This window comes from Mesorhizobium sp. M0663, assembly GCF_040320585.1.
Classification (GTDB): Bacteria; Pseudomonadota; Alphaproteobacteria; order Rhizobiales; family Rhizobiaceae; genus Mesorhizobium.
In genome coordinates this window covers 226,935-249,016 of record NZ_JAMYPX010000002.1, presented here as the reverse complement: position 1 = coordinate 249,016, position 22,082 = coordinate 226,935, and the positions used below count along the sequence as shown (strand labels likewise).

Below are 22,082 nucleotides of genomic sequence, written 5' to 3'. Positions count from 1 at the left end.
GTCGCCACCGGCAAGTTCTCGCAATTCGAGGACAATAACCACTCCCTCACCAAAACCCCGCGGCCGTTTCCAGCCGCGGGGGCCTTGGGAGGGCCTTTCGAAACCGTGGTCAGATGTTGGCGAGCAATTCGTTGACGCGGCTTTCCATGTCGGCAAGGGCGGTGTCGACGTCCTTCTGGCCACTGATTGCTGCACTCATCTCTTCGCCGATAATGTCCTGGATCGCAAACTGACGCTGTACGGCGGACGGCAGCGGCTTGCCGAGATCAGCGACCGCAGAGATCGTGTTGCGATGCGGCAGGGCCTTGAACGCGTCCGAGGTGATGACGGCCTTATAGGCCGGCAGGTGACCGGTGCGTGACCATTCGAAGTCGTTGTCGGCGAAGAACTTCAGGAATTTACCGATGGCCGCGATCTGTTCAGGCGTGCGGTCTTTCTGCGAAACGGCCCAGGTGTGGCCGTCGGCATATTGCGCGTGGGCGCCGCCAAACAGCTGCGGATACGGATAGACCGCATAGCCGCCCTTGTTGAGCGCCGTACCCTTGGTCTCGGACTGGGCGTTGTAATCGCCGACCACCCAGGTGCCGTTAAGGTGGACGCCACCCTCGCCGGCAAGGAAGGCGTTGATCGAGCCGCCATAATCGAGATCCTTGGTGGTGTAGCCCTTCTCGAAGATCGCCTTGTACATCTCGACGACCTTCTTGGCTTCCGGCGTATTCAACTTCACATGCTTCGGATCGGCGAAGAAATCGGAATCCTGCTGGAAAAGATAGGTGTAGAGGTTGCGTGTGTAGAGTGCAGTCTCATTGGTCAGGTTCTGGACGAAATAAGGCTTGCCCGTCTTCTGCTTGAACTGTTCGGCCTGGGCGAGCAGTTCCTCGGGCGACTTTGGAAAAATCGGCGTGCCGTCGGCATTGACCAGGCCGGCTTGTTTGAAAAGATCCATGTTGACGTGATAGAGCATCGTCCAGCTGTCGATCGGCAGGCCATAGACCTTGCCGTCTTTGGTGGCGCCATTGCGTGCCGCGTCGGTGAAGGCGTCGGGTGTCACGCCGACCGACTTCAAGAGATCGTCGAGCGGCATCAACAGGCCCTTCGACTGATAATCCGACAGTACGGATTCATGGATCGTGACGATGTCCGGAGCGTCGCCTGAAGCGAACTGCGCGGTCAGCTGATCATAGCCGGGCCATTCCACGGTGGTGACGTTGACATGGACATCGGGATTGTCGGCGTTGAACTTGTTGATTAGCGAGGTGATGATGCCGCATTCGCCAACGGCCTTGGTGGCATCGGTGTTGGTGCCGAAATCGGCATCGCAGGCGCCGAAAAAGCGCTGCACGCTCAGCTCCGTGGCCGCGAAGCTTGGACTTGCGAGCATCATTGCGCCCGCAGAGACTGCTGCAAACAGTATTTTCTTCAGTTTCATATCAGTTCCTCCTACTGAGTTTCCGCCGCTCCACCCTGGATTGGCTTTCGTGCTTCAATCGCTGCGCATTCCCCCGGCCGTCAGGCAATCTTCGTTATCTCACCGCAGCGCCGGAGACCGCCGTGACGATGTATTTCTGGAAGAACAGGTAGACGATCAGGATCGGTGCACCGGCGAACACCGCCTGCGCCATCAGGAAGCCGATGCCTTCGGACTGGGCGAAGTTGGTCTGGGTCGAGGCCATGCCGACCGTCAGCGTGAACATGTCCTTCTTCGTCGCCGAAATCAGCGGCCAGAAGTAGTCGTTCCAGGCGCCGAGAAAGGTGAAGATGCCGAGCGTCGCCTGCGCAGGCAGCGTGAGCGGCAGAAGCACCTTCCAGAAAATTCTGAGCCGGCTGGCGTTATCGAGCATGGCGGCTTCGTCCAGCTCCTTCGGGATGGCCTTGAAATACTGGGTCATCAGGAAGACACCGAACGGAGCCGAAAGGCCCGGCAGAATGAGCCCTTGATAGGTGTTGTGGAACTTCAGCATGCTGAAGATCTGGTGACGGGCGACAAGCACGGCCTGTTCCGGGACCGCCAGACCGAACAGCACGATCACGAACAGCACGTCTCGGCCGGGGAAATTCAGCCGTGCAAAACCGTAGCCGGCGAGCGACGACAGGATCAACGTGCCGAGCGTCAATCCGCCCGAGACGATGATGCTGTTGCGCACCCAGATGAACACCGACGAGGTGCCGACGGTGTTGATGTAGTTCTTCAGCGTATAGGGCGCGTGAAACACCGAATTCGGATCGGCCATCAGCTCCGTATTGTCCTTGAGTGACAGGCCGATGACCCACAGAACCGGCGCGATCATGACGATCGAAAGCAGGATGACCAGGGCCAATAACAAATGGTCGCCAAATGCCCGGCCCTTGATGGAAGCTGCTGTGGCGCTCATGCCTGGTCTCCCCTGCTGCGTGTCACCAGGTACTGGGCCATGGCCGCGACCAGGATGAGGATGAACAGGATTTCCGATGCAGCGGCGCCCAGGCCGAGATCCCAGCGACGGAATGCGGTATCGTAGATGTAGAGCACGATCGGCTTGGTCAGGTTGTTCGGACCGCCGCGCGTCATCAGCCAGGCCTGGCCGAACAGCTGGAATTGCAGCACGATCTGGATGATGATCACCAGGATGAAGGTCCGCTTGATCGACGGCAGCGTGATCGAGCGTAGCGTCTGCCAGCGATTGGCATTGTCCAGCGCTGCCGCCTCGTAAATATCCTGTGGAATCTGCTGGAGCGCCGAGAGAAAGAGCATCATCGGCAGGCCGATACACCACCAGATGGTGGCAATGGCGATGCCGACCATCGCCAGGCTGGGATCGGAAATGAAGGCCGGAGCCGTTGCGCCGAACCATCCGTAGATCGTCGACAACAGGCCGACATTCGGAATGAAGACGATGCGCCAGATCAGCGTGACGATGGTGACCGATAGCACCGACGAGGAAAAGAACAGCGTCCGCAAAACCGCGGCAGTGCGCGTGCGGCGGTTGAGGCAAAGCGCCAGGAAAAGGCCGATCAGCGCCAGCGTCGGCACCGTCAGAAGCACGAAATAGAAGGTGTTCCAGATCGATTGCAGGAAGACCTTGTCGTGATACAGCCTGGCGTAATTGCCGAGACCGACAAAATTTCCGGACGAAAACGTGTCGGCCTTGTGGAAACTCAGCCACATCCCCCAGAGCAGCGGGAAGAGCAGCAGCGTGGTGAAGAAGAACAAGAATGGCGCAACGAAAATGACGTTTCGCCATTGCGGCGCATAGATGTCGGCGGTAGGGGCTCTGACGCCGACAGCAAGCGTCGCGGTCGGGGACATCGCCAGCCGGTCAGCCATCTCAGGCCTCCCTCGCATGCCAGGCGCGGCCGGTCTCGTTGAACAGATGCGATTTCTGGCCATCAAAGGCGAGCCCGATTCTGTCGCCGACGGCGACGCGGCTGTTGCCGGCATCCGAGCCGACGATCTGCTGGCCATCGCCCAGCCGCGCGTAGATCAGGGTGCGTTCGCCGAGCCGCTCGAGCACATCGACCACGCCGCCGGCATTGCCCTGTCCGGCGGCAACGATGCGCACGTCTTCAGAACGGATGCCGAAAGTGTACTTGCCATCGGTCAGTTGGCTGGAGGCGATCTCGGTCTGCACCGAGACGCCGTCCGCAAACCTGGCCGTGGCGTTCTTGCCGTATCTGTCAAGCGTCGCATCGACGAAGTTCATCGCCGGCGCGCCGACGAAACCCGCGACGAATTTGGTCGCCGGGCGCTCGTAGATCTCCATCGGGGTACCTATCTGGTCGATCTTGCGATTGTTCATGACGACGATGCGGTCGGCCAGCGTCATTGCCTCGACCTGATCATGGGTGACGAAGATCATCGTCGATTGCAGCCGCTGGTGAAGCTGGGCAAGCTCGATGCGGGTGCGGGTGCGCAACGCGGCATCGAGATTGGAGAGCGGCTCGTCGAACAGAAAGGCCTTCGGCTCCTTGACGATCGCACGGCCGATGGCGACGCGCTGGCGCTGACCGCCGGAGAGCTGGCCCGGCTTGCGATCGAGCAGATGCGGCATTTCCAGCATGCGGGCGGCTTCATTGATGCGCGCCTCGATGACCTTGCCTGGTACGCCGATATTCGCAAGGCCGAAGGCCATGTTGTCGCGCACCGTCATATGCGGATAAAGCGCATAGGACTGGAACACCATGGCAATGCCGCGCTTGCCCGGTGGCAGATGATCGATGCGCTCGTTGTTGATGGCAATCTCGCCGCTGTCGACAGCTTCGAGCCCGGCAATCATTCGAAGAAGCGTCGATTTTCCGCAGCCGGACGGGCCCAGGAACACGATGAATTCGCGTGCCCTTATGGAGAGCGACAGATGATCCAGCACCGTCATGGCACCGAACTGCTTGCTCACGTTCCTGATCTCGATATCGGCCGTCACGTCGACGCTCCTCCTCAGCGTTTGCGCTTTCTCGATGATCCGCCTGAACTCAGAGCCTCAGGCGTATGACCTGGTAGGAATAGGCCGGCAGTGACAGGCTCAGCTTGCCGCCGGCGAGCGAGGCGCCCTCACCCTTCCTGGGGCCGACATTGCCAGGGTTTTCGGCCGAATTGACGGCTTTCAGATCGGCGTGTGCCATCACCTGGTGATCGACGATCTCCGCCGCGCCGAAGCCGGTGAGGTCGACCACTGTTTCGATTGCCTCGCTCGAATGGCGGTTGACGGCGAAGAAGGTGACGTGGCCGGTTTGCCTGTCGTGCACGCCGGCAACATCGACATAGGCGACGTCGCCCGCAACGCTGGATTTGTAGGTCGGGCTTTCCACCTTGAGATCCAGCGCATTGCCGCGACCATAGTTAGAAGCAAACAGATAGGGATAAAAAATCGTCTGCCGCCATGCCGGGCCATTCGGAACGGTCATGATCGGCGCGATGACATTGACCAGTTGTGCCAGGCAGGCGATCTTGACGACATCGGAACGGCGGATGAAGGTGTTGAGGATCAGGCCGACCTGCAGCACATCCTCGAAATTATAGATGTCTTCGAGCAACGGCGGGGCGAACGGCCAGCCGTTGCTGCCGCCGAGTATCTTCCTGTCCTGCTCCTTGGAATGGTACCAGACGTTCCATTCGTCGAACGAGATGTAGACCTGCTTGTTGGAGCGCTTCTTGGCCTTGATATACTCGATGACGCCGGCGACCGAGACAATGTAGTCGTCGAGCTTTTCGCTCATGGCGAGATAGTTCGGAGCGTCGTTGGCGTCGTTGTCGAAATACATGTGCAGTGAGATGTAGTCGACCTCGTTGTAGGTATGGTCGAGAACCGTCGCTTCCCATTCAGGGTAGGTCGGCATCTTGGCATTCGAAGAGCCGCAGACCACCAGCTCGAGTGACTTGGAGAAGGCGCGCATGGCCTTGGCCGTCTCATGCGCCAGCCGGCCATACTCGTCCGCGGTCTTGTGACCGATCTGCCAGGGGCCATCCATTTCATTGCCGAGGCACCAGAGCTTGACGTCGAAGGGCTCCTTGCGGCCGTTGGCGATGCGCCTGTCGCTCCATTTGCTGCCGCCGGGATGGTTGGCGTACTCCAGCAGGTTGCGGGCTTCATCGAGGCCGCGCGAGCCGAGATTGACGGCAAGCATCATCTCGGTGTTGGCGGAGGTGCACCAATCGGCAAATTCATGCAGGCCGACTTCGTTGCTTTCCGATGTGTGCCAGGCGAGGTCGAGGCGCACTGGGCGCTGTTCCTTGGGGCCAATGCCGTCTTCCCAATTGTAGGCCGAGACGAAATTGCCGCCGGGATAGCGGACGATCGGAACATTGAGTTCCCTGACGAGATCGATGACGTCCTGACGCATGCCGCTGGCATCCGCTGTCGGATGGCCGGGCTCATAGATGCCGGTGTAAACTGCCCGCCCCAGATGCTCGATGAAGGATCCGTAGAGCCTCGGATCGATTTCCGAGACAACATAATGCGGATGAGCCGTAACGGCTGCCTTCATGCATTCCTCCCATCGATATCACAAACGATGATTTAAATCATCTTGCCCGATATCAAAGAGGAATTGGCAGCCCTTCGTCAAGCCAAAATACCCAAATGTAGGACAATTAGACGAACGCCTTGGCACAGCAGAAAGCCAGATAGTTGAAATTGCTGCGTTATCCTCAGAACCCGGTTTCATGATATCAACCAGTTTTGATCCTGAGCAGGATGTCCTGATCGTAATTTCCAAAGCCCTTGCCGAAAATATTGATCCCGCCGGGGCGCTTGGCGTCGTCCTTGACGCCGATACGGACGCGGATTGAATGATGGCTCTTCAGATCGAGTGCGGCGAGGCCGGTTTCGGAAATCCTGAGGCCGTCGACATAGGTGCCGTCATTGGCAATTCGCCAGTTCTTCAGCTTACCGTATTGCGAGCCCTTGAGCTTCCACCAGGAGGGCGTGAAGACGCCGCGCTTGTCGCCGAAATCCCCCGGCGACGTCCAGGTGCCGACATCGACGCCATTGATCGTCAGCGTGATGTCCGAGGGCCAATCGGCGCTGGTGCCCGGCACTTCCGAAGACAGCTCTATCGCAACTTCGAGTCCGGTGATCTCGGCATTGGCGAGCTTGGCATTGTTGGGGAACTGGTATTCGACAAAACCGCGCGTGAACCATAGCAGACCGGCTTTCATGCGGTCCGGATCAAGGAAAGTGTTCGGCACATCGAGCAGGCCGATGATGCCGTCCGGCGAACAAAGGCCGCAGGGCGCGGTAACCTCGAAGCCGGTATAAAGCCCGATCGGCATCGACACTTCGATCGCGTCGTTCTTGACCGCACGATATTCGCTCTTGAACACGACGAGCACTTCTTCGGCCGTCGGATAACAGATTTTTTGACTGCCTTTCTTCGCTTTCAGGTTCTCGGTGCGGATCAGCCCCGCATCCTCCAGCACCTGGATGTTGGTCGAGACGGTCGACTGCGGAAGCGACAGCACGGCGGCGATTTCGTTGACATTCATCGGCCCCTTCTCATGCAGCAGTTTCAGCATCGAGATCCGCGCCGAGGAGGCAAGCCCCTTGAGCACGGCAATGCCTTCCTCAGGTTCAATCACCAGAAAATTGCGACTCATGAAATTGCCCGGCCCATGTAAAATCTATATCCGAAATTACCCTGTATATCGGGATATCTGATTTAATCAATGTGCAGGCGGAACGCCGGGCAATTTGTTGAATCCGGCAGGGCGAGGGTCGCGCGGTGGCCCTGCACAGAATTTGTGCAGGAGCCATATGCAGAGTGGACACCTGAACGCCGATCGCCCAATCTAGTCCGGAGCCGAGCCCGGTGATGGCGGCTTGCACATAGAGTGGTTGGACGGGTCGTGACCAAAGGGTGGAAATTATACGATCAGCGACTGGCCTGGGTCCTCGTCGCGCCTGTGCTTTTACTGCTTACCCTGCTTCTGCTGCTGCCGATCGCGATGATGACGGTCTACACGTTTTTCACCTTCGTCACCGCGGGGGTGGAATCGGCGGTGCTGACCTTCGACAACTGGAAGGAATTCCTCACCGACAGCTACTATCACGGTTTTCTTTGGAAGACCGTTCGCGTCGGCGCCATCACCGCTGTGATCTGCGCGATCCTTGGCTATTTCCCCGCCTATTTCATCTGGGCCACGACCTTCAGGCACAAATGGCTGCTGTTGCTGCTGCTCATCGTGCCGTTCTGGATCAGCTTCACCATCCGGACATTCTCGTGGATCCATATTCTCGGCGAACAGGGGCTGATCAACGTCGTGCTCATCAGGCTGGGGGTTATCAACGAGCCGTTGCCGATGCTCTACACCGAGGGCGCCGTCATCATGGGGCTGCTGCATTTTCTGCTGCCCTATATGATCCTGAACGTCTATGTCAGCCTGGAAAGCATCGACCGCACGCTGATCGCCGCCGCCCGCTCGATGGGCTGTACCAGCGCGCAGGCGTTTCGCGAAGTGACCCTGCCGCTATCGATGCCGGGGCTGGGCGCCGGGCTGCTGCTCTGCTTCGTGCTGGCGGCCGGCTCCTATGTGACGCCGCAGCTGCTCGGCGGCAGCCGCGATGCGCTGTTCGGCAACTTGATCTACGACACCATCATGGGGCAGCTCAATTGGCCGATGGGCGCCACGCTTTCCATCGTCCTGTTCGTCCTGCTCGGCGCGGCCGCGGCCGCCTACAGCCGCTATATGGGCCTATCGCAGATCATGAAGGGCCTCAGTGCATGAGAGCGGATCATCCCAATCGCGAAGGCAGATGGGCGTGGCGGCTGACCGGCGCGATCACGGTGTGCGTCTACATCTTCATGTTTGCGCCGATCCTCGCCACGGTCGTGCTTTCCTTCAACGCCTCGATGTTCGGCGGCTTTCCCCTCACCGGCTTCAGCCTGCGATGGTACGAAAAGCTGCTCACCAACGAGCCGGTTCTCGACGCCTTCCGGACATCGATGTGGATTGCCCTGGTGACGGCAACGGTGACGACGCTGCTCGGCATCATGGCGGCATTGGCGCTGGTGCGCTTCGAGTTCCGTGGCAAGCAGGCGATCAACACGCTTGTCATTCTTCCCGCGCTGGTCCCCGAAACGATACTCGGCGTCGGCCTGCTGGTCATGATCAAAGCCGTCGACCAGCCGCGCAGCATGACGCTGCTGGTGCTCGGCCACATTCTGCTCACGCTCCCCTACGTGGTGCTGATCGTCCAGGCGCGCATGGTCGGCATAAAACGTTCCTATGAGGAGGCGGCGCTTTCGCTCGGGGCGCCGCGTGTGTCGACATTCCGCGAAATCACGCTGCCGCTGCTCATTCCCGCAGTGCTTGCCAGTGTTCTGCTCGCTTTCACCATTTCGTTCGACAACACCTCGGCCAGCCTGTTCTGGCGGCCGGCGGGCGTCGAGACCATGCCGACGCAAATCCTTTCGATGCTGAAGATCTCGATCAGCCCCGAGGTGAACGCGCTCGGAACCGTCATGATCCTTTTGACGGTCGGCATTCCCTTGGCTGGCGGGCTCGTCCTGCAAAGCCTCACCTGGTTCAAGGCAGGCAAGTGAAGATGAAAATGGGAGAATGGAAATGAAACTGACAACCACCAAACGACTGGAACGGCTCAACGAACGCTATGCCAATGGCGACATCAGCCGGCGATCGTTCCTGACGCTGACGGCCGCCGCTGCCGCCGCCACCGGGCTTTCCATGCCCTGGATGGGACGGGCGCTCGCCGCGGTTTCGGAAGTGCGCTTCGACGGATGGGGCGGCGTGGTGCAGGAGGCGATCGATAAGTACGCGTTCCAGCCTTACACCGCCAAGTCCAAGGTCAAGGTCGTCCAGGGCACCTTTGGCGACGAGAACGAGATCATCACCAAGATCAAGACGTCGAAACCAGGCGACTTCCAGATCGTCCATTCTTCCGGCGTCAACTACTATATCAAATACGTCAATGGCGGTTTCAATTCCGAGATCAACGAGGCGAACATTCCGAACATGGCGAATGTGCTGACCGCCATGATCGAGCCGTTCCGTAAGATCACGCCGAAGCTGTCGGCGGTGCCATATGATTACGGCACCACCGGCATCGCCTACAACAACAAGGTCATCTCGCCGGAAGAAGCCAAGGAAAAGGGCGCCAACCTGCTTACCGACACGAAATATGCCGGCAAGATCGGCGGCTACGCCGATATGACGACGCGCGTCTGGTATGCGGCACTGCAGACGAAACAGGACCCCAACAACATCCAGGACATGGATGCGGTCTGGGCCAAGGTTCGCGAGACCCGCGACCTGGCCAAGAAGTTCTGGAGTTCCGGCGCGGAACTCATGGACCTCCTGTCGCGAAACGAGATCGTCGTCACTGACGCCTGGTCAGGACGTGTCGCCGCCCTGCAGCAGCAGGGCCAGCCGATCGGCTATCTCGACCCTGCCGGCTCATACGCATGGATGGAGGACATGCTGGTGCTCAAGGGATCGCCGATGGCCGAATGCGAGGAGCTGATCAATTTCATGCTGGATCCGGCCACGTCGATCGCCGTCGCCGAGGGCCAGAACTATCCGCCATCGCTTGACCCGACCAAGGTGAAGCTGACCGACAAGATCGCGGCGCTTCCGGCCTTCGACCCGACTGGATCGATGAAATCGCTGACCTTCGCCGATCCGCTCTACTGGGCGAAGAACGAAGACGCCTGGACCAAGCAATGGGACAGGGTGTCGAAAGGTGCATGACGACAACAGCCACGACCAGCAGCCCCGGCCGGCTTCGGCCGGGGCTGATGGCGACCCGCTCGCTCAGAGCGAGCGGCAGCCGATAGGAAAGCCTGCGGTCGAGTTTCGCGACATCGATATTTTCTACGGCAAGTTCGCCGCTGTGCGCGATTTTTCACTGGCAATCCGCAAAGGTAGTTTCGTCACCTTGCTGGGGCCGTCCGGGTGCGGCAAAACGACGATCCTGCGCTCGATCGCGGGCCTGGTCGACATCTCCAGTGGCCAGATCTCGATCGGCGGAAAGCGGGTCGACGACATCCCGATCTATAAGCGCAACATTGGTCTGGTGTTCCAGAACTACGCGCTCTTTCCGCACAAGAACGTCTTCGACAACGTTGCATTCGGCCTGAAATACCGAAACGTGCCGAAACCGGAAATCGTGCGCCGGGTCAAGAAGGCGCTGGATATGGTGCGGCTGCCCGGCAGTGAGACAAAGCTGCCGTCGCAGCTCTCGGGCGGCCAGCAGCAACGCATCGCACTGGCCCGCGCCATCGTCTTCGAGCCGGAAGTGCTGCTGCTGGACGAGCCCTTGTCGGCGCTCGACGCCAATATGCGCGAGGACATGCGCGTCGAGATCAAGAAAATCCAGAGGGAGACGGGCATCACCGCTATCTTCGTGACGCACGACCAGGAAGAAGCCTTGTCGATGTCCGACCACATCGTCGTGATGAACGCCGGCCTGATCGAGCAGATCGGCTCCCCCGCGCAGGTCTATGACCAGCCGGCCACCGCATTCGTCGCCAATTTCCTGGGCAAGGCCAACATGCTGCCCGGCAGCGTGACAGTGATGGACGGCAAGATGGCGACGATCGCGCTGGCCACCGGCCATGTCGTAAAGGCGGCCGCGCCGAAGGCGCTCGCGACCGGCAGCGCGGTCACCGTTGTCGTTCGCCCGCAGAAGCTTACCGTCGGTACCGCCGGTGCTGCCAACAGGCTGGCGGGACGGATCGTCTCGACCTCCTATCTCGGCGGCAATGCGGTCTACGAGATCGACATCGGCGCCGGCACGCTGGTGCGCGCCAACACGTTGATCGACGGCCAGCCGCTGCGTGAAGGCGAGGCGGTCGATGTCTGCTTCGACCCGCTGGGCTGCGTGCTTCTCGACGCGCAAGGCTTACGCATCGCCTAGCGAGGCGGAACTGAGCCGTTTCAGTCTTTCGCGTCACCCTTTGGCCCGAGAAACCGCGCATAGACCTCACCGACAATACCGCGCCGGAAAACCAGCACGCAGACCATGAAGGTCAGGCCGGTGGCGATGGTCACCGGAAAACTCGAGGTAGCGAGCGTGTTTTCCAGGCCGACCACCAGACTGGCGCCGATGATCGGCCCGACCATGGTGCCGATGCCGCCGAGGAGCGTCATCAGGATCACCTCGCCCGACATCTGCCAGGTGACGTCGGTGAGCGTGGCAAACTGAAAAACGATCGCCTTGAGCGCGCCGGCCAGCCCGGCCAATGTTGCCGACATGACGAAAGCCGCCAGCTTGTAGTTGGCGACGGAATAGCCCAGCGAAATGGCCCGGCTCTCGTTTTCCCGGATGGAACGCAGGATCATGCCGAAAGGCGAGTTGATGATGCGCCAGATGGCGAACACGCCGATCAGGAAGACCGCCAGCACAAAATAATAGATGTTCATCGAGACGTTCAGGTCGAGCATTCCAAGCAGCCTGCCGCGCGGCACGCCCTGGATGCCGTCCTCACCTCCGGTGAACGGCGCCTGCACGCAGAAGAAGAAGAACATCTGCGACAGCGCCAGCGTGATCATGGCGAAATAGATGCCTTGCCGGCGGATGGCAAAAAAGCCCATCACAAGGCCGAGCAGCGCAGCTCCCAGGACACCGAGCAGGATGCCCGCTTCCGGCGGCCAGCCCCAGACCTTGACCGCGTATGCGGTGAAATAGGCCGCCCCGCCGAAGAATGTCGCATGGCCGAAGGACAACAGCCCGGTGTAGCCGAGCAGAAGGTTGAACGCGCAGGCAAACAGCGCAAAGCACAGCATCTTCATCAGGAAGATCGGATAGACGAAGAAAGGCGCCACCAGCAGCGCCACGATGCCGAGTCCCACCAGCGTCCATTCAAGCCATACCGAACTTTTGGCGCGCGTCTCGCGAAGTGTCAGTTCGGCCATCTCAGGCATCCCTTCCGAACAGGCCGGCTGGCCGGACCAGAAGCACGATCGCCATGATGACGAAGACCACCAGATTGGAGACTTCGGGATAGAAGACCTTGGTCAGGCCTTCGGCGAGGCCAAGCATGTAACCGGTGACGATCGCCACGAGGATCGATCCCATGCCGCCGACCACGACGACGGCGAAGACGACGATGATGAGGTCAGATCCCATCAGCGGGCTCACCTGATAGATCGGCGCGGCGAGAACCCCCGCAAGCCCGGCAAGAGCGGCGCCGAGGCCGTAGGTGAGGGTCAGCAGCAACGGCACGTTGACGCCGAAAGCCTGCACCAGCCCGGGGTTCTCCGTTGCCGCGCGCAGATAGGAGCCCAGCCTGGTCTTCTCGATCAGCGCCCAGGTGCCAAAACAGACGATCATCGAGGCGACCACCACCCAGCCGCGGTAATTAGGCAGGAACATGAAGCCGAGATTGGTTCCCCCCGAGAGCAGCGGCGGCACGGAACAAGGGCTTCCTGATACGCCATAGTAGTAACGGAACACTCCTTCGAGCACGAGCGCGAGGCCAAAGGTGAAAAGCAACCCGTAGAGCGGGTCGATGTCGTAAAGCCTCGACAGCGCCAGGCGCTCGACCACGACGCCGAAGCCGCCGACGATCAGCGGCGACAGGATCAGAGCCGGCCAGTAGCCGATGCCAAACCGGGTGAGAAGCAGGTACCCGACGAAGGCGCCGAGCATATAGAGCGCGCCGTGGGCAAAATTGATGACGCGCAACAGGCCGAATATGACAGCCAAGCCCAGGCTCAACATTGCGTAGAACGAGCCGTTGATGAGGCCGACCAGCAATTGGCCGAGGAATGCCTGAACGGGTATTCCGAAGATCATCGCAACATAGCGTCGGATCGTGCGGCGTCCAGATCGGCCGCTATCCTCGCCGAAAGGACGATTACGGCTGAACGGTCCTGATCCGATATCGCTGAACGAGAATTCCCGTCGTCAACCGCCGGCTGGATGATGGCAAGCAACCAGGCGGCCCTCGCCAATGCTTTGGAGAAGCGGACGCTCGCTGCGGCAGATCGGGGTGGCAGCTGGGCAACGGGTGTGGAACCGGCACCCTGAGGGTGGGCTCATCGGGCTGGGCAGGTCACCCTTGAGCACCAGCCGGCCGCGCCGCGCCCGGTCGATGCTGGGTATCGGCACGGCGGAACGCAGCGCCGCGGTGTAATGATGTCTGGGCGCCGCAAAGACCTCGTCGGTCGGCCCGCTCTCCACGATCGATCCCAGATACATCACCGCCACACGGCTCGAGATCTGACGCACCACCGAAAGGTCGTGAGCGATGAACACATAAGTCAGGTTGTACTCCTCGCGTAGGTCGGCGAGCAGATTGACGATCTGCGCCTGGATCGACACGTCGAGCGCCGAGACCGGCTCGTCGGCCACGATCAGCCGTGGCCGCAGCGCCAGCGCGCGGGCGATGCCGATACGCTGGCGCTGGCCGCCGGAGAATTCGTGCGGGTAGCGCGATGCGTGCTGGGGCGACAAGTCGACCCGGCGCAGGAGCTCGGCCACGCGGTCCGCCATTTCCGATGCCGAGAGGCGTTCATGGATGCGGAACGGATCGGCCAGCAGATCGCCGACCCGCCGGCGCGGATTGAGCGAAGCGCTGGGATCCTGAAAGACCATCTGCATCTGCCGCCGCAACGGACGAAGCTGGCGCTGGGAGGCGTCGCTGATGTCGCGGCCCTCGAATTCCAGCGACCCCGAGCTGATTTCGGTCAGACGCACCAGACACCGGCCAAGCGTGGATTTGCCGCAACCGGACTCGCCGACGATGCCGAGGGTCTCCCCAGGCCAGATGTCGAGCGACACCGTATCAACCGCATGCACGGTCCGGCGCTGCGCCGGGAAGATCGAGCGGCCGACGCTATAGCGCTTCGACAGGTCGCCGGCACGAAGCAGCGGACGTTCGCGTGGCATGGCATTCATCGTTGCATCTCCACCACGCCGCCAGGCCTCTGGGCAGCGAATTGTCTGCGCGTAGGCTCCGGCAACAGGCACGCGGCGCGATGGCTCTCGCCTTGCATGATCGGCAGTTGAACCAGACAGGCGTCGTGGCGAAAGGCGCAGCGGGGGCTGAAGGCGCAGCCCTTCGGCAGGTTGGAGAGCGACGGCGGAATTCCCGGAATGGCAGCGAGCCGGGCTGGACGTGGTCCCTCCATCGGCGGGATCGAGCCGAACAAGCCCCATGTGTAGGGATGCAGCGGCGCCCGGAACACGCTGCTCTTGCCGCCCTCCTCGACAAAGCGTCCGCCATACATCACCAGTACCCGGTCCGCGACTTCGGCGACGACGCCAAGATCGTGCGTGACCACGATCACAGCGGAACCGAACTGGTCGCGCAATCGTCCGATCAGTTCGAGGATCTGCGCCTGCACGGTAACATCGAGGGCTGTAGTCGGTTCATCCGCGACGAGCAGCGCCGGGTTGCACGAGAGCGCCATGGCAATCACCGCGCGCTGGCGCATACCGCCGGAAAGCTGGTGCGGGTAGCTGTCGATGACCCGATCCGGATTTGCGATGCCGACCGCATCCAGCAATTGCACGGCCCTCGCCCGTGCCGCTTTCGCCGACACTTTTTCATGCGCGCGGACCTGCTCGCCGATCTGGTTGCCGATCGTATGCACCGGGGTGAGCGCAGACATCGGATCCTGGAAGATCATCGCGATCTGGCGGCCGCGAATGGCATCGAGCGCACGCCGCTTGAGCCCGATCAGCTCCTGTCCCATGAAACGGATGGAACCGGAGACGATAGCGTTGGGGCTGTCGATCAACCCCATAATGGCGAGCAAGGTCTGGCTTTTGCCCGAACCGGATTCGCCGACCACACCGACGATCTCGCGCTGCTCGACGGAGAACGAAACACCTCCCACCGCGCGCACCAGGCCCTCGTCGCTGCGGAAGGAGACGGTGAGGTCCTTGACCACCAGAAGAGGAGCATCAGCCGACATCGCGAGCCCTCGGGTCGATGAAGACGAAGACCACGTCGACGACGAAGTTTGCCATCACCACGAAGAAGGCGGCGTAGATCACCGTGGCAAGGATCATCGGCAGATCGAGCGTCTGCAGCGCCTCGTAGGTCAGTTTTCCGACGCCCTGCAGTCCGAAGACCACTTCGGTCAGCAGCGCGCCGCCACCGACCAGGGCACCGAAGTCGAGGCCGAACATGGTAACAAATGCGACCAGCGAGGTCCTGAGGCCATGATGCAGCACCACCCGCCGCTCGCCGATCCCCTTGGCTCGGGCGGTGCGGATGAAATCCTCCTGCATCATCTCGATCAGGCTTGCCCGCAGCACCCGGCCGTAGAGGCCGACATAAAGGGTTGCCAGCGTGAACCACGGAATGACGAGCGCCTTGAACCAGCCCCAGGGATTCTCGGTCAGGGGGATGTAGCCGAGCGGAGGAACCCAGGAAAACAGCCAGCTGTCGTGCCAGCGGCTTTGCGTCAGCAGGTTGGCGACCTCGCCCAGCCAGAAGACCGGGATCGACACGCCTACCAGGCTCAGGATCATCAGCGCGCGATCAATGAATGTACCGCGCGTTGCGCCTGCGATCACACCGACGATCAATCCGCCGAGCACCCACAGCACTGCCGCGCCGCCGACCAGCGACAGCGTCACGGGAATGGCGCTTATCACGGTCGGAATGACGCGCTGCCCGCGATTGACGAAGGAGGTGAGATCGCGGCTGACGAAAAGCCGGTTCATCATCAGCCCATATTGCACCGGCAATGGCCGGTCGAGACCGAAATCGTGGCGCACCTGGATCAGCGTCTCTTGCGAAGCATTGCGGCCGGCAATGCGCGCCGATGGATCAGCGCCAGGCGTCGCAAAGAAGATCAGGAAAGCGACGACGCTGATACCGAACATAACCAGCACCATCTGGCCAAGCCGGAAGCCGAGCGCGGCAACCACTAGACGCCCCTCGGCGAGGATTTCGGATCGAGCGCGTCGCGCACGCCGTCGCCCAGAATGTTTAGGGCCAGCACCGTGATCACAATGGCTAGCCCCGGCGCCAGTGCCACGACCGGCCGCGAATAGAGCAGGCCCTGGCCGTCCTGGATGATCGTGCCCCAGCTGGCATCCGGCGGCTGCACGCCGATCGACAGGAACGACAGCGAGGATTCCGTCATCATGTTGAGCGCCAGGATCAACGGCACGAAAACGATGATGCGGGTCACCACATTGGGCATGATGTCGCGCAAAAGGATGCGCCAGGGCGATGCGCCAAGGCCGATCGCAGCGGTGACGAATTCGGCATGCATTAAGGTCAGGACATGGCCGCGGATCGGCCGCGCCACATAGGGCACATAGACGATGCCGATGATGAAGACCGGTAGCCACAGGCTGCCGGAGCGGATTTCGAACGGACCGATCTGGATACTCTGCGCAATCAGCACGATCGACAACGAAATCGCCAACAGGAAAATCGGAAAAGCCCAGAGCACGTCGAGAATGCGCGACAGGCCGATGTCGACGATGCCGCCGAAGAAGCCGGAAACGACCCCCAGGAATGTCGCGAGGACAAGGCACAGCACGGCTGCAGCACCCGAGATCAACAGCGAATCCCGTCCGCCGTAAAGCAGCCGCGCCGCGACGTCACGGCCCTGGTTGTCGGCACCGAGCATATAGGGGCCGATGCGCCAGGTCGGCCCGACCGGCGTCATGCCGAGGCCAAGGCCTTCGGTGGAGGGCTGCAGCACCGGCTGGGTCACCCCATCGACGACGATCTCGCCATTGAGATTGGTCACAAATGGATCGGTGCCGGAGACGTATCGCGCATAAAGCGGCGCCGCGAGCGAGGCGATCACGATGACGACGAGCACGGCGAAGGCAGATATTGCCGAACGATCGCCTTTCAGCTTGCGCCAAGCGGTGCGCCACGGGCCATCGGTGGCCCGGCGAACCGGGATGGCAGGCTGGTCCGCAATGACATTGACCATGAACAGGATTGCCTGGGAAAAATCGCGGCCTGGAAGATGCGCTGATCCGCCGGAAAAGGAAATGCGACGGAGAGCCAGCGGCACTCCGTCGCATTGGCTCCGGTCGGCTATTCCACCCAGGACTGGCTGACAATCCAGTAGAATTGCGGGCTGAAGGTGAAGTTCTTCAGCCTGGAAGAGATCACATCGACGCGCTTTGGCGTGAACAGGACAGCGACCGGAGCCTTGTCCGTCACAGCCTTGTCGATGGCGGTCCAGAGTGTCGCGCCCTTGGCCGGATCGGCGATGGTGGCTGCCTCTGCCTCGTCCATCGAGGCGTCGATCGACTTGTCGCAGAACCCCGAAATATTGACCGAGGCGTCGGAGCCCGGCGTGAACGAGGCACAGCTGAACAAGACCTGCAGGAAATTCGATGGCGCCGGGTAATCCTGGAACCATTGCGAGATCGAAATCTGCACCTTGTTATTGGTGTTCTGGATGTAGGTGAACTGTATGTTCTGCGAGATCGGCTTGACCGACGTCTTGTAGCCAAGCTGGTTGAGCACATCCTGCAGGTAGACGCCGATCGCCTTGGAGACCGTGGTGTCCTCGGTGATGATCGTCACCTCCTGACCTGCGGTTCCCGATTCCGCGACCAATTGCTTGGCCTTGTCCATATCCGGCGCCGACCACTTCTCACCTGGATTGGCGGTGAACGGGCAATAGGCTGCGAATGACGGGAAGCCCGGCGGCAGGATCTGACAGGCCGGCTGCGCCAGATTGCTGCCGCCGAACAGCTTGACGATCGCGGCGCGGTCGATCGCGAAGTTCACGGCTTGGCGAACGCGGATGTCGTTGAACGGCGCCAGATTGGTGTTCATCGGCGCATACCACATTGCCGTCAGCGGGTGAACCGTGACCTGCGCGGCATATTTGGTGCCGAGTTCGGCGAGACGGTCGGACGGCGGTGGGTCGAACATCCAGTCCGCCTGGCGATTCTCGACCGCCGTCACCGCCGCCTCGTCGGTAAGGCCGAATTCATAGTCGATCTCGTCCGGATATCCGGCCGGCTGCGCTTCCTTGCTCCATTCCTTGAAGTGAGGATTGCGCACAATCTTCATTAGCTTGTTGGGGTCGTAGCTGGCGATCATGTACGGTCCGGTACCCGGGATCGGATCGGTGCCGGCGTCCTTCAGCGGCGCGCTTGCCGGCAGGATCGACGCGTGTGGAACGGCCAGCTTCTGCAGGAACTCGGCATCCGGCTGGACCAGGTTGAAGGTAATGCTTCCGGCCGCATCGTCGACCGACAGGCCACCTTCGAGGGTGCATGCAGCGGGGGCCTTCAAGCAGGCATCCGCGCCGACGATGCCTTTGTAGAAGGTCCCGGCCGTCGGCCCGCTGATCTTGAAGATGCGTTGGAACGAAGCCACCACGTCCTTCGTGGTGACATCCGAGCCATCCGCGAATTTGATGCCCTTGCGCAGCTTGAAGACGTAGGTCTTGCCGCCGTTCTCGACCTGAGGGAGGCTTTCCGCCAGGTCCGCGACGACTTCGAAGCCGGTCTTGTCCCCGGCCTTCTTGTAGGTCACCAGGCCATCGTAGAGGACATAATTGATCTGGAAATACTGCAGCGTGTAGTTGATGTGCGGATCGGCGGTGCCTGCCGCGGCATTGGCCAGCAGTCGGAGTGTGCCGCCTGGCTTGCCCTCGGTGGCCAAGGCACTGCTTGCCGGCGACATCATGGTCACGCCGAGCAGAGCCAGGCAGGGTATCAACGCTGCAAATGCTTTTTGGGGTCGCATATTTATTCCCTCATGGAGGCGTGTCGGCTTTTGCCGCGCTGAACCCGATCGATCGACCATTGCGCGGCTGAAACAGTCTGGGTTTGCGAACGGTGTCCGCTACTTGGCCCAATCACAAAAGACTACGGCGAGCGAAGCCGGACGGGATAGCTATTAAGATAGATAGGGTCGGACAGGCTTACCCCCGCCTATTTGTTGAGCAGCCGGCCGACATGGCTATTTGACAAGCAATCATCAGCGGGTAAGCTTGCCCGATGCAAAGCCTTCCAGGCGATCTAGAGAGCCGGTTCCAAACCGGAATGAGCATCGACGCTGCCATGGCGGTGGCAACGGAGGTGCTGGAGCCCATCGGTTTCACCGCGTTCATCTACGACTATACGCCCGTGCCGGTCAGTCACAAGGGCGAGCTTATCACGCCCTCGTTGATGGCTCTGCGCAACGTGCCGCGCGACATGCAGGATCTCTGGTGCAAGGGCGGATATTATCAGCTTGACCCGGTGCAGGAGGCCGCGCTCACCGTATCGAGACCGTTTCTCTGGTCGCACAGCGGCGTTCAGAGCACCGTCATGCAGCGCGTGCTCCAGTCCAAGCACGATCCTGTGGTCAGCTATTTGCTTGACACCAGGATGACCTGCGGCGTCACCGTACCCATTCGCCTTGCCGGCGGCGATCTCGCCACCTTCACCGCGATCCGTGCCGATCCGGAGGCCGGGTTCGAGCTCGAAGCCAGACCCTTGATCGCCGAGATCGGAGATCTGGGTCATCTGCTGCATGACTCCGCCTACGCCGGTTTCGACGCCGGAATCCGCACCTGCCAACATGTCCATCTGACGTCGCGCGAACGTCAGTGCCTGCGCCTGGCCGCTGCCGGACTGACGGCCAAGCAGGTCGCGCGTGAGATTGGCCGCGCGGTGCCTACCGCAACGCTGCACCTCAACGCGGCGACGCGAAAGCTTGGCGCGCGCAACCGCTTCCATGCCATCGCGCTCGCCGCCCATTACCGGCTGCTCGAACCGGAGCATTGAGGCTCGCGACCTGCGGGGGATCGGCCTTGCCTCGGGCAAACCCATAACCGGCGAACCTATAAAAAGTGCTAGCTGTAAATGCGCTGGGCCGCTTAGTACCGTCGGCCGCAAACAAGGCTTGGGAGGGGTGCACCAAAGTGGCTCCTGCCGCGCCATGATGCGGAGCTTGGACTGTGACGGCACATGCGATCACCGAAGGATTTAGCGACTACAAGGGCTATCGCACCTGGTACCGTGTGACCGGGGACCTCGGGTCGGGCAAGCTGCCCCTGGTCGTCGCTCATGGTGGACCGGGCTGCACCCACGACTATGTGGACTCATTCAAGGAGCTTGCCGGAACCGGGCGAGCCGTCATCCACTACGATCAGATCGGCAACGGCAAATCGACCCATCTGCCGGACAAGGGCGGCGACTTCTGGACCGTCGATTTCTTCCTGGGCGAACTCGATGCGTTGCTCGCCCATCTCAGCATTGCCGGCCATTATGCCCTGCTCGGCCAGTCCTGGGGCGGCATACTCTCGGCCGAGCACGCCGTGCGCCGCCCTGAGGGGCTCAAGGCATTGATCCTGGCCAATTCGCTGGCCTCGATGGCGCTGTGGGTGGAAGGAGCCCGGCAATTGCGCACCGAGTTGCCAGCCGATGTGCAAAGTGCGCTCGACCGGCACGAAGCGGCGGGAACCACCGATCACCCCGAATATGTTGCGGCGACGAAGGCTTTCTACGACCGTCATGTCTGTCGCGTCGTTCCGATGCCGCCAGAGGTCGCCCGGACATTTGCGGCAATCGAGGAAGATCCGACCGTCTATCACACCATGAACGGTCCCAATGAGTTCCACGTCATCGGCACGATGCGGAATTGGACCATCGTCGACCGCCTGCATCGGATCGAGGCGCCGACCCTGGTTTTCCGCGGCTTCTACGACGAAGCGACCGAGGCCTGCGTCCAGCCCTTTCTGGATCTTATCCCGTACGTTGAAGGCCTGGTCTTCCCGAATTCCAGCCACATGCCGCATGTGGAGGAAAAGTACGACTGCCTCAGCGCCGTCGGGCGCTTCCTGGCCAAATACGATTGACGTTCCAGCGCCAGGTCTTCTGTTCCAACGGATCGTCGACACGACGCAGTCGCGTGAGGCAGGTTCAGAAAACCTCGAACCGTCCCATTTCTCTGCCGACGCACATTGCTATGCCTCGGTGATGGCGACGCCACGCTATGTGGATGTCCCGCAAAGGCCTGCAGGGTCGTCCGATGAGGCCAAATCACGGGCAGAATGCCAGATCACGGACAGCATAAAGGAGCCCATTCGAGCGCCTTTTCCATTGCCCGCGGAGGCAGGGGCCTAACGTTGCGGCGCAGATTGGCATGTCGCCGGCATGGCCGCAATCAGCCTGCCCTCCCCTGAACTGGCATCCCGTCGCTGAAAAACCTGACGGATACGGAGGACCAAGTTGCCGGTGGGTACGGAAAGTATCGGACCCAAAGTTTCGCCAAGCAGTTGCAACCGAATTCATTAGCCGGCGTTAAAGTGCGGGTGATCTAGCGGGGCATGGGGAGGCTTTCATGCAGACGTATCTCGTCGAGCGTATGGACGGCGACGATGTTATCTCGGTGCGCGTTGTCAACGCGCCGAGTCCGTTCAGAGCCGCAGCTATGATGACGGGCGGGCGTATTACCTTCCGAACGTGGGAAAAGGATTGGATCCGCGTGACCGACGAAAATCGGGGACAGATCTATGCCTATTGTTTCGTCCCCGGCAGCTATTCCGACACCGAAGCATCGCCGGTGTCGTCCGGAAGAACCACCGAATAGGCAATATGCCTGAATAGCGGCAATTCCATCTTCGACCCCACCTTGGTCTTCGAGCCCGCCTTGGCATGTGTCCGTGTCATGCGCACCACAACAGCCAGCGAGCCCGGCATGATTGGCTCGGC

Annotated in this window: 20 protein-coding genes; 7 read left to right on the top strand and 13 right to left on the bottom strand. The window is 61.0% G+C overall.

Annotated elements, in window-relative coordinates; translation table 11 throughout:
• Nucleotides 1-109: 109 nt before the first annotated feature.
• From NKI54_RS04405 to NKI54_RS04380, 6 genes are all read right to left on the bottom strand, one after another.
• Nucleotides 110-1,429 (bottom strand): ABC transporter substrate-binding protein, encoded by a 1,320-nt coding sequence (locus NKI54_RS04405; protein ID WP_352449655.1) that lies wholly within the window; start codon nt 1,427-1,429, stop codon nt 110-112.
• A gap of 94 nt (nt 1,430-1,523) precedes the next feature.
• Entirely contained in the window at nt 1,524-2,372 is an 849-nt protein-coding gene (locus NKI54_RS04400) for a carbohydrate ABC transporter permease (RefSeq protein ID WP_031211878.1), read from the bottom strand.
• Entirely contained in the window at nt 2,369-3,286 is a 918-nt protein-coding gene (locus tag NKI54_RS04395) for a carbohydrate ABC transporter permease (RefSeq protein ID WP_051406145.1), read from the bottom strand. The genes NKI54_RS04400 and NKI54_RS04395 overlap by 4 nt, the downstream gene beginning before the upstream one ends.
• Before the next feature lie 19 nt (nt 3,287-3,305).
• Nucleotides 3,306-4,397 (bottom strand): ABC transporter ATP-binding protein, encoded by a 1,092-nt coding sequence (locus tag NKI54_RS04390; RefSeq protein ID WP_023677147.1) that lies wholly within the window; start codon nt 4,395-4,397, stop codon nt 3,306-3,308.
• Between the two features lie 49 nt (nt 4,398-4,446).
• The gene (gene arfA / locus NKI54_RS04385; protein ID WP_352635893.1) at nt 4,447-5,958 is read right to left on the bottom strand and encodes an arabinosylfuranosidase ArfA; all 1,512 of its coding nucleotides are present in this window, start codon (nt 5,956-5,958) and stop codon (nt 4,447-4,449) included.
• Between the two features lie 184 nt (nt 5,959-6,142).
• Nucleotides 6,143-7,069 carry an ArsR/SmtB family transcription factor gene (locus NKI54_RS04380; RefSeq protein WP_352455343.1) on the bottom strand — a complete coding sequence of 309 codons (927 nt, stop codon included), beginning with the start codon at nt 7,067-7,069 and terminating at the stop codon, nt 6,143-6,145.
• Nucleotides 7,070-7,318: 249 nt separating this feature from the next.
• Here NKI54_RS04380 and NKI54_RS04375 point away from each other — a divergent pair, with 249 nt between their 5' ends.
• Genes NKI54_RS04375 through NKI54_RS04360 form a run of 4 tightly spaced genes read left to right on the top strand, consistent with a single transcriptional unit; the run spans nt 7,319 to nt 11,348 of the window.
• Nucleotides 7,319-8,197, top strand: coding sequence for an ABC transporter permease (locus NKI54_RS04375; RefSeq protein ID WP_023675645.1), 879 nt, complete (start codon nt 7,319-7,321; stop codon nt 8,195-8,197).
• Nucleotides 8,194-9,015, top strand: a complete 822-nt coding sequence (locus NKI54_RS04370) for an ABC transporter permease (protein WP_023675644.1) — start codon at nt 8,194-8,196, stop codon at nt 9,013-9,015. Before NKI54_RS04375 ends, NKI54_RS04370 begins: the two co-directional genes overlap by 4 nt.
• Nucleotides 9,016-9,037: 22 nt before the next feature.
• A complete protein-coding gene (locus NKI54_RS04365; protein ID WP_023675643.1) occupies nt 9,038-10,180 on the top strand; it encodes an extracellular solute-binding protein in 1,143 nt (380 codons plus the stop codon).
• Entirely contained in the window at nt 10,173-11,348 is a 1,176-nt protein-coding gene (locus tag NKI54_RS04360; protein WP_352690765.1) for an ABC transporter ATP-binding protein, read from the top strand. Before NKI54_RS04365 ends, NKI54_RS04360 begins: the two co-directional genes overlap by 8 nt.
• A gap of 20 nt (nt 11,349-11,368) precedes the next feature.
• On the opposite strand, the gene NKI54_RS04355 is transcribed toward NKI54_RS04360, so the two are convergent.
• The 7 genes from NKI54_RS04355 to NKI54_RS04325 all read right to left on the bottom strand — a co-directional run bounded on the left by NKI54_RS04355 (nt 11,369) and on the right by NKI54_RS04325 (nt 19,128).
• Complete coding sequence (locus NKI54_RS04355) at nt 11,369-12,346, bottom strand: branched-chain amino acid ABC transporter permease (RefSeq protein WP_352690764.1); 978 nt, start codon at nt 12,344-12,346, stop codon at nt 11,369-11,371.
• 1 nt (nt 12,347) lies between these two features.
• Nucleotides 12,348-13,229, bottom strand: a complete 882-nt coding sequence (locus NKI54_RS04350; RefSeq protein ID WP_352690762.1) for a branched-chain amino acid ABC transporter permease — start codon at nt 13,227-13,229, stop codon at nt 12,348-12,350.
• A 111-nt stretch (nt 13,230-13,340) separates the two neighbouring features.
• Nucleotides 13,341-14,333 (bottom strand): ABC transporter ATP-binding protein, encoded by a 993-nt coding sequence (locus NKI54_RS04345; RefSeq protein ID WP_352690761.1) that lies wholly within the window; start codon nt 14,331-14,333, stop codon nt 13,341-13,343.
• Complete coding sequence (locus NKI54_RS04340; RefSeq protein WP_352690760.1) at nt 14,330-15,355, bottom strand: ABC transporter ATP-binding protein; 1,026 nt, start codon at nt 15,353-15,355, stop codon at nt 14,330-14,332. The genes NKI54_RS04345 and NKI54_RS04340 overlap by 4 nt, the downstream gene beginning before the upstream one ends.
• Complete coding sequence (locus NKI54_RS04335) at nt 15,345-16,319, bottom strand: ABC transporter permease (RefSeq protein ID WP_023675638.1); 975 nt, start codon at nt 16,317-16,319, stop codon at nt 15,345-15,347. The genes NKI54_RS04340 and NKI54_RS04335 overlap by 11 nt, the downstream gene beginning before the upstream one ends.
• On the bottom strand, nt 16,319-17,347 hold the full coding sequence (locus NKI54_RS04330) for an ABC transporter permease (protein WP_352449667.1): 1,029 nt from the start codon (nt 17,345-17,347) through the stop codon (nt 16,319-16,321). Before NKI54_RS04330 ends, NKI54_RS04335 begins: the two co-directional genes overlap by 1 nt.
• Nucleotides 17,348-17,454: 107 nt before the next feature.
• A complete protein-coding gene (locus NKI54_RS04325; RefSeq protein WP_352690759.1) occupies nt 17,455-19,128 on the bottom strand; it encodes an ABC transporter substrate-binding protein in 1,674 nt (557 codons plus the stop codon).
• Between the two features lie 299 nt (nt 19,129-19,427).
• Here NKI54_RS04325 and NKI54_RS04320 point away from each other — a divergent pair, with 299 nt between their 5' ends.
• The 3 genes from NKI54_RS04320 to NKI54_RS04310 all read left to right on the top strand — a co-directional run bounded on the left by NKI54_RS04320 (nt 19,428) and on the right by NKI54_RS04310 (nt 21,960).
• Nucleotides 19,428-20,153 carry a LuxR family transcriptional regulator gene (locus tag NKI54_RS04320; protein WP_245274646.1) on the top strand — a complete coding sequence of 242 codons (726 nt, stop codon included), beginning with the start codon at nt 19,428-19,430 and terminating at the stop codon, nt 20,151-20,153.
• A gap of 173 nt (nt 20,154-20,326) precedes the next feature.
• Nucleotides 20,327-21,226, top strand: a complete 900-nt coding sequence (locus NKI54_RS04315) for a proline iminopeptidase-family hydrolase (protein ID WP_023675634.1) — start codon at nt 20,327-20,329, stop codon at nt 21,224-21,226.
• A 485-nt stretch (nt 21,227-21,711) separates the two neighbouring features.
• Nucleotides 21,712-21,960, top strand: coding sequence for a hypothetical protein (locus NKI54_RS04310; protein ID WP_156937305.1), 249 nt, complete (start codon nt 21,712-21,714; stop codon nt 21,958-21,960).
• Nucleotides 21,961-22,082: the final 122 nt, after the last annotated feature.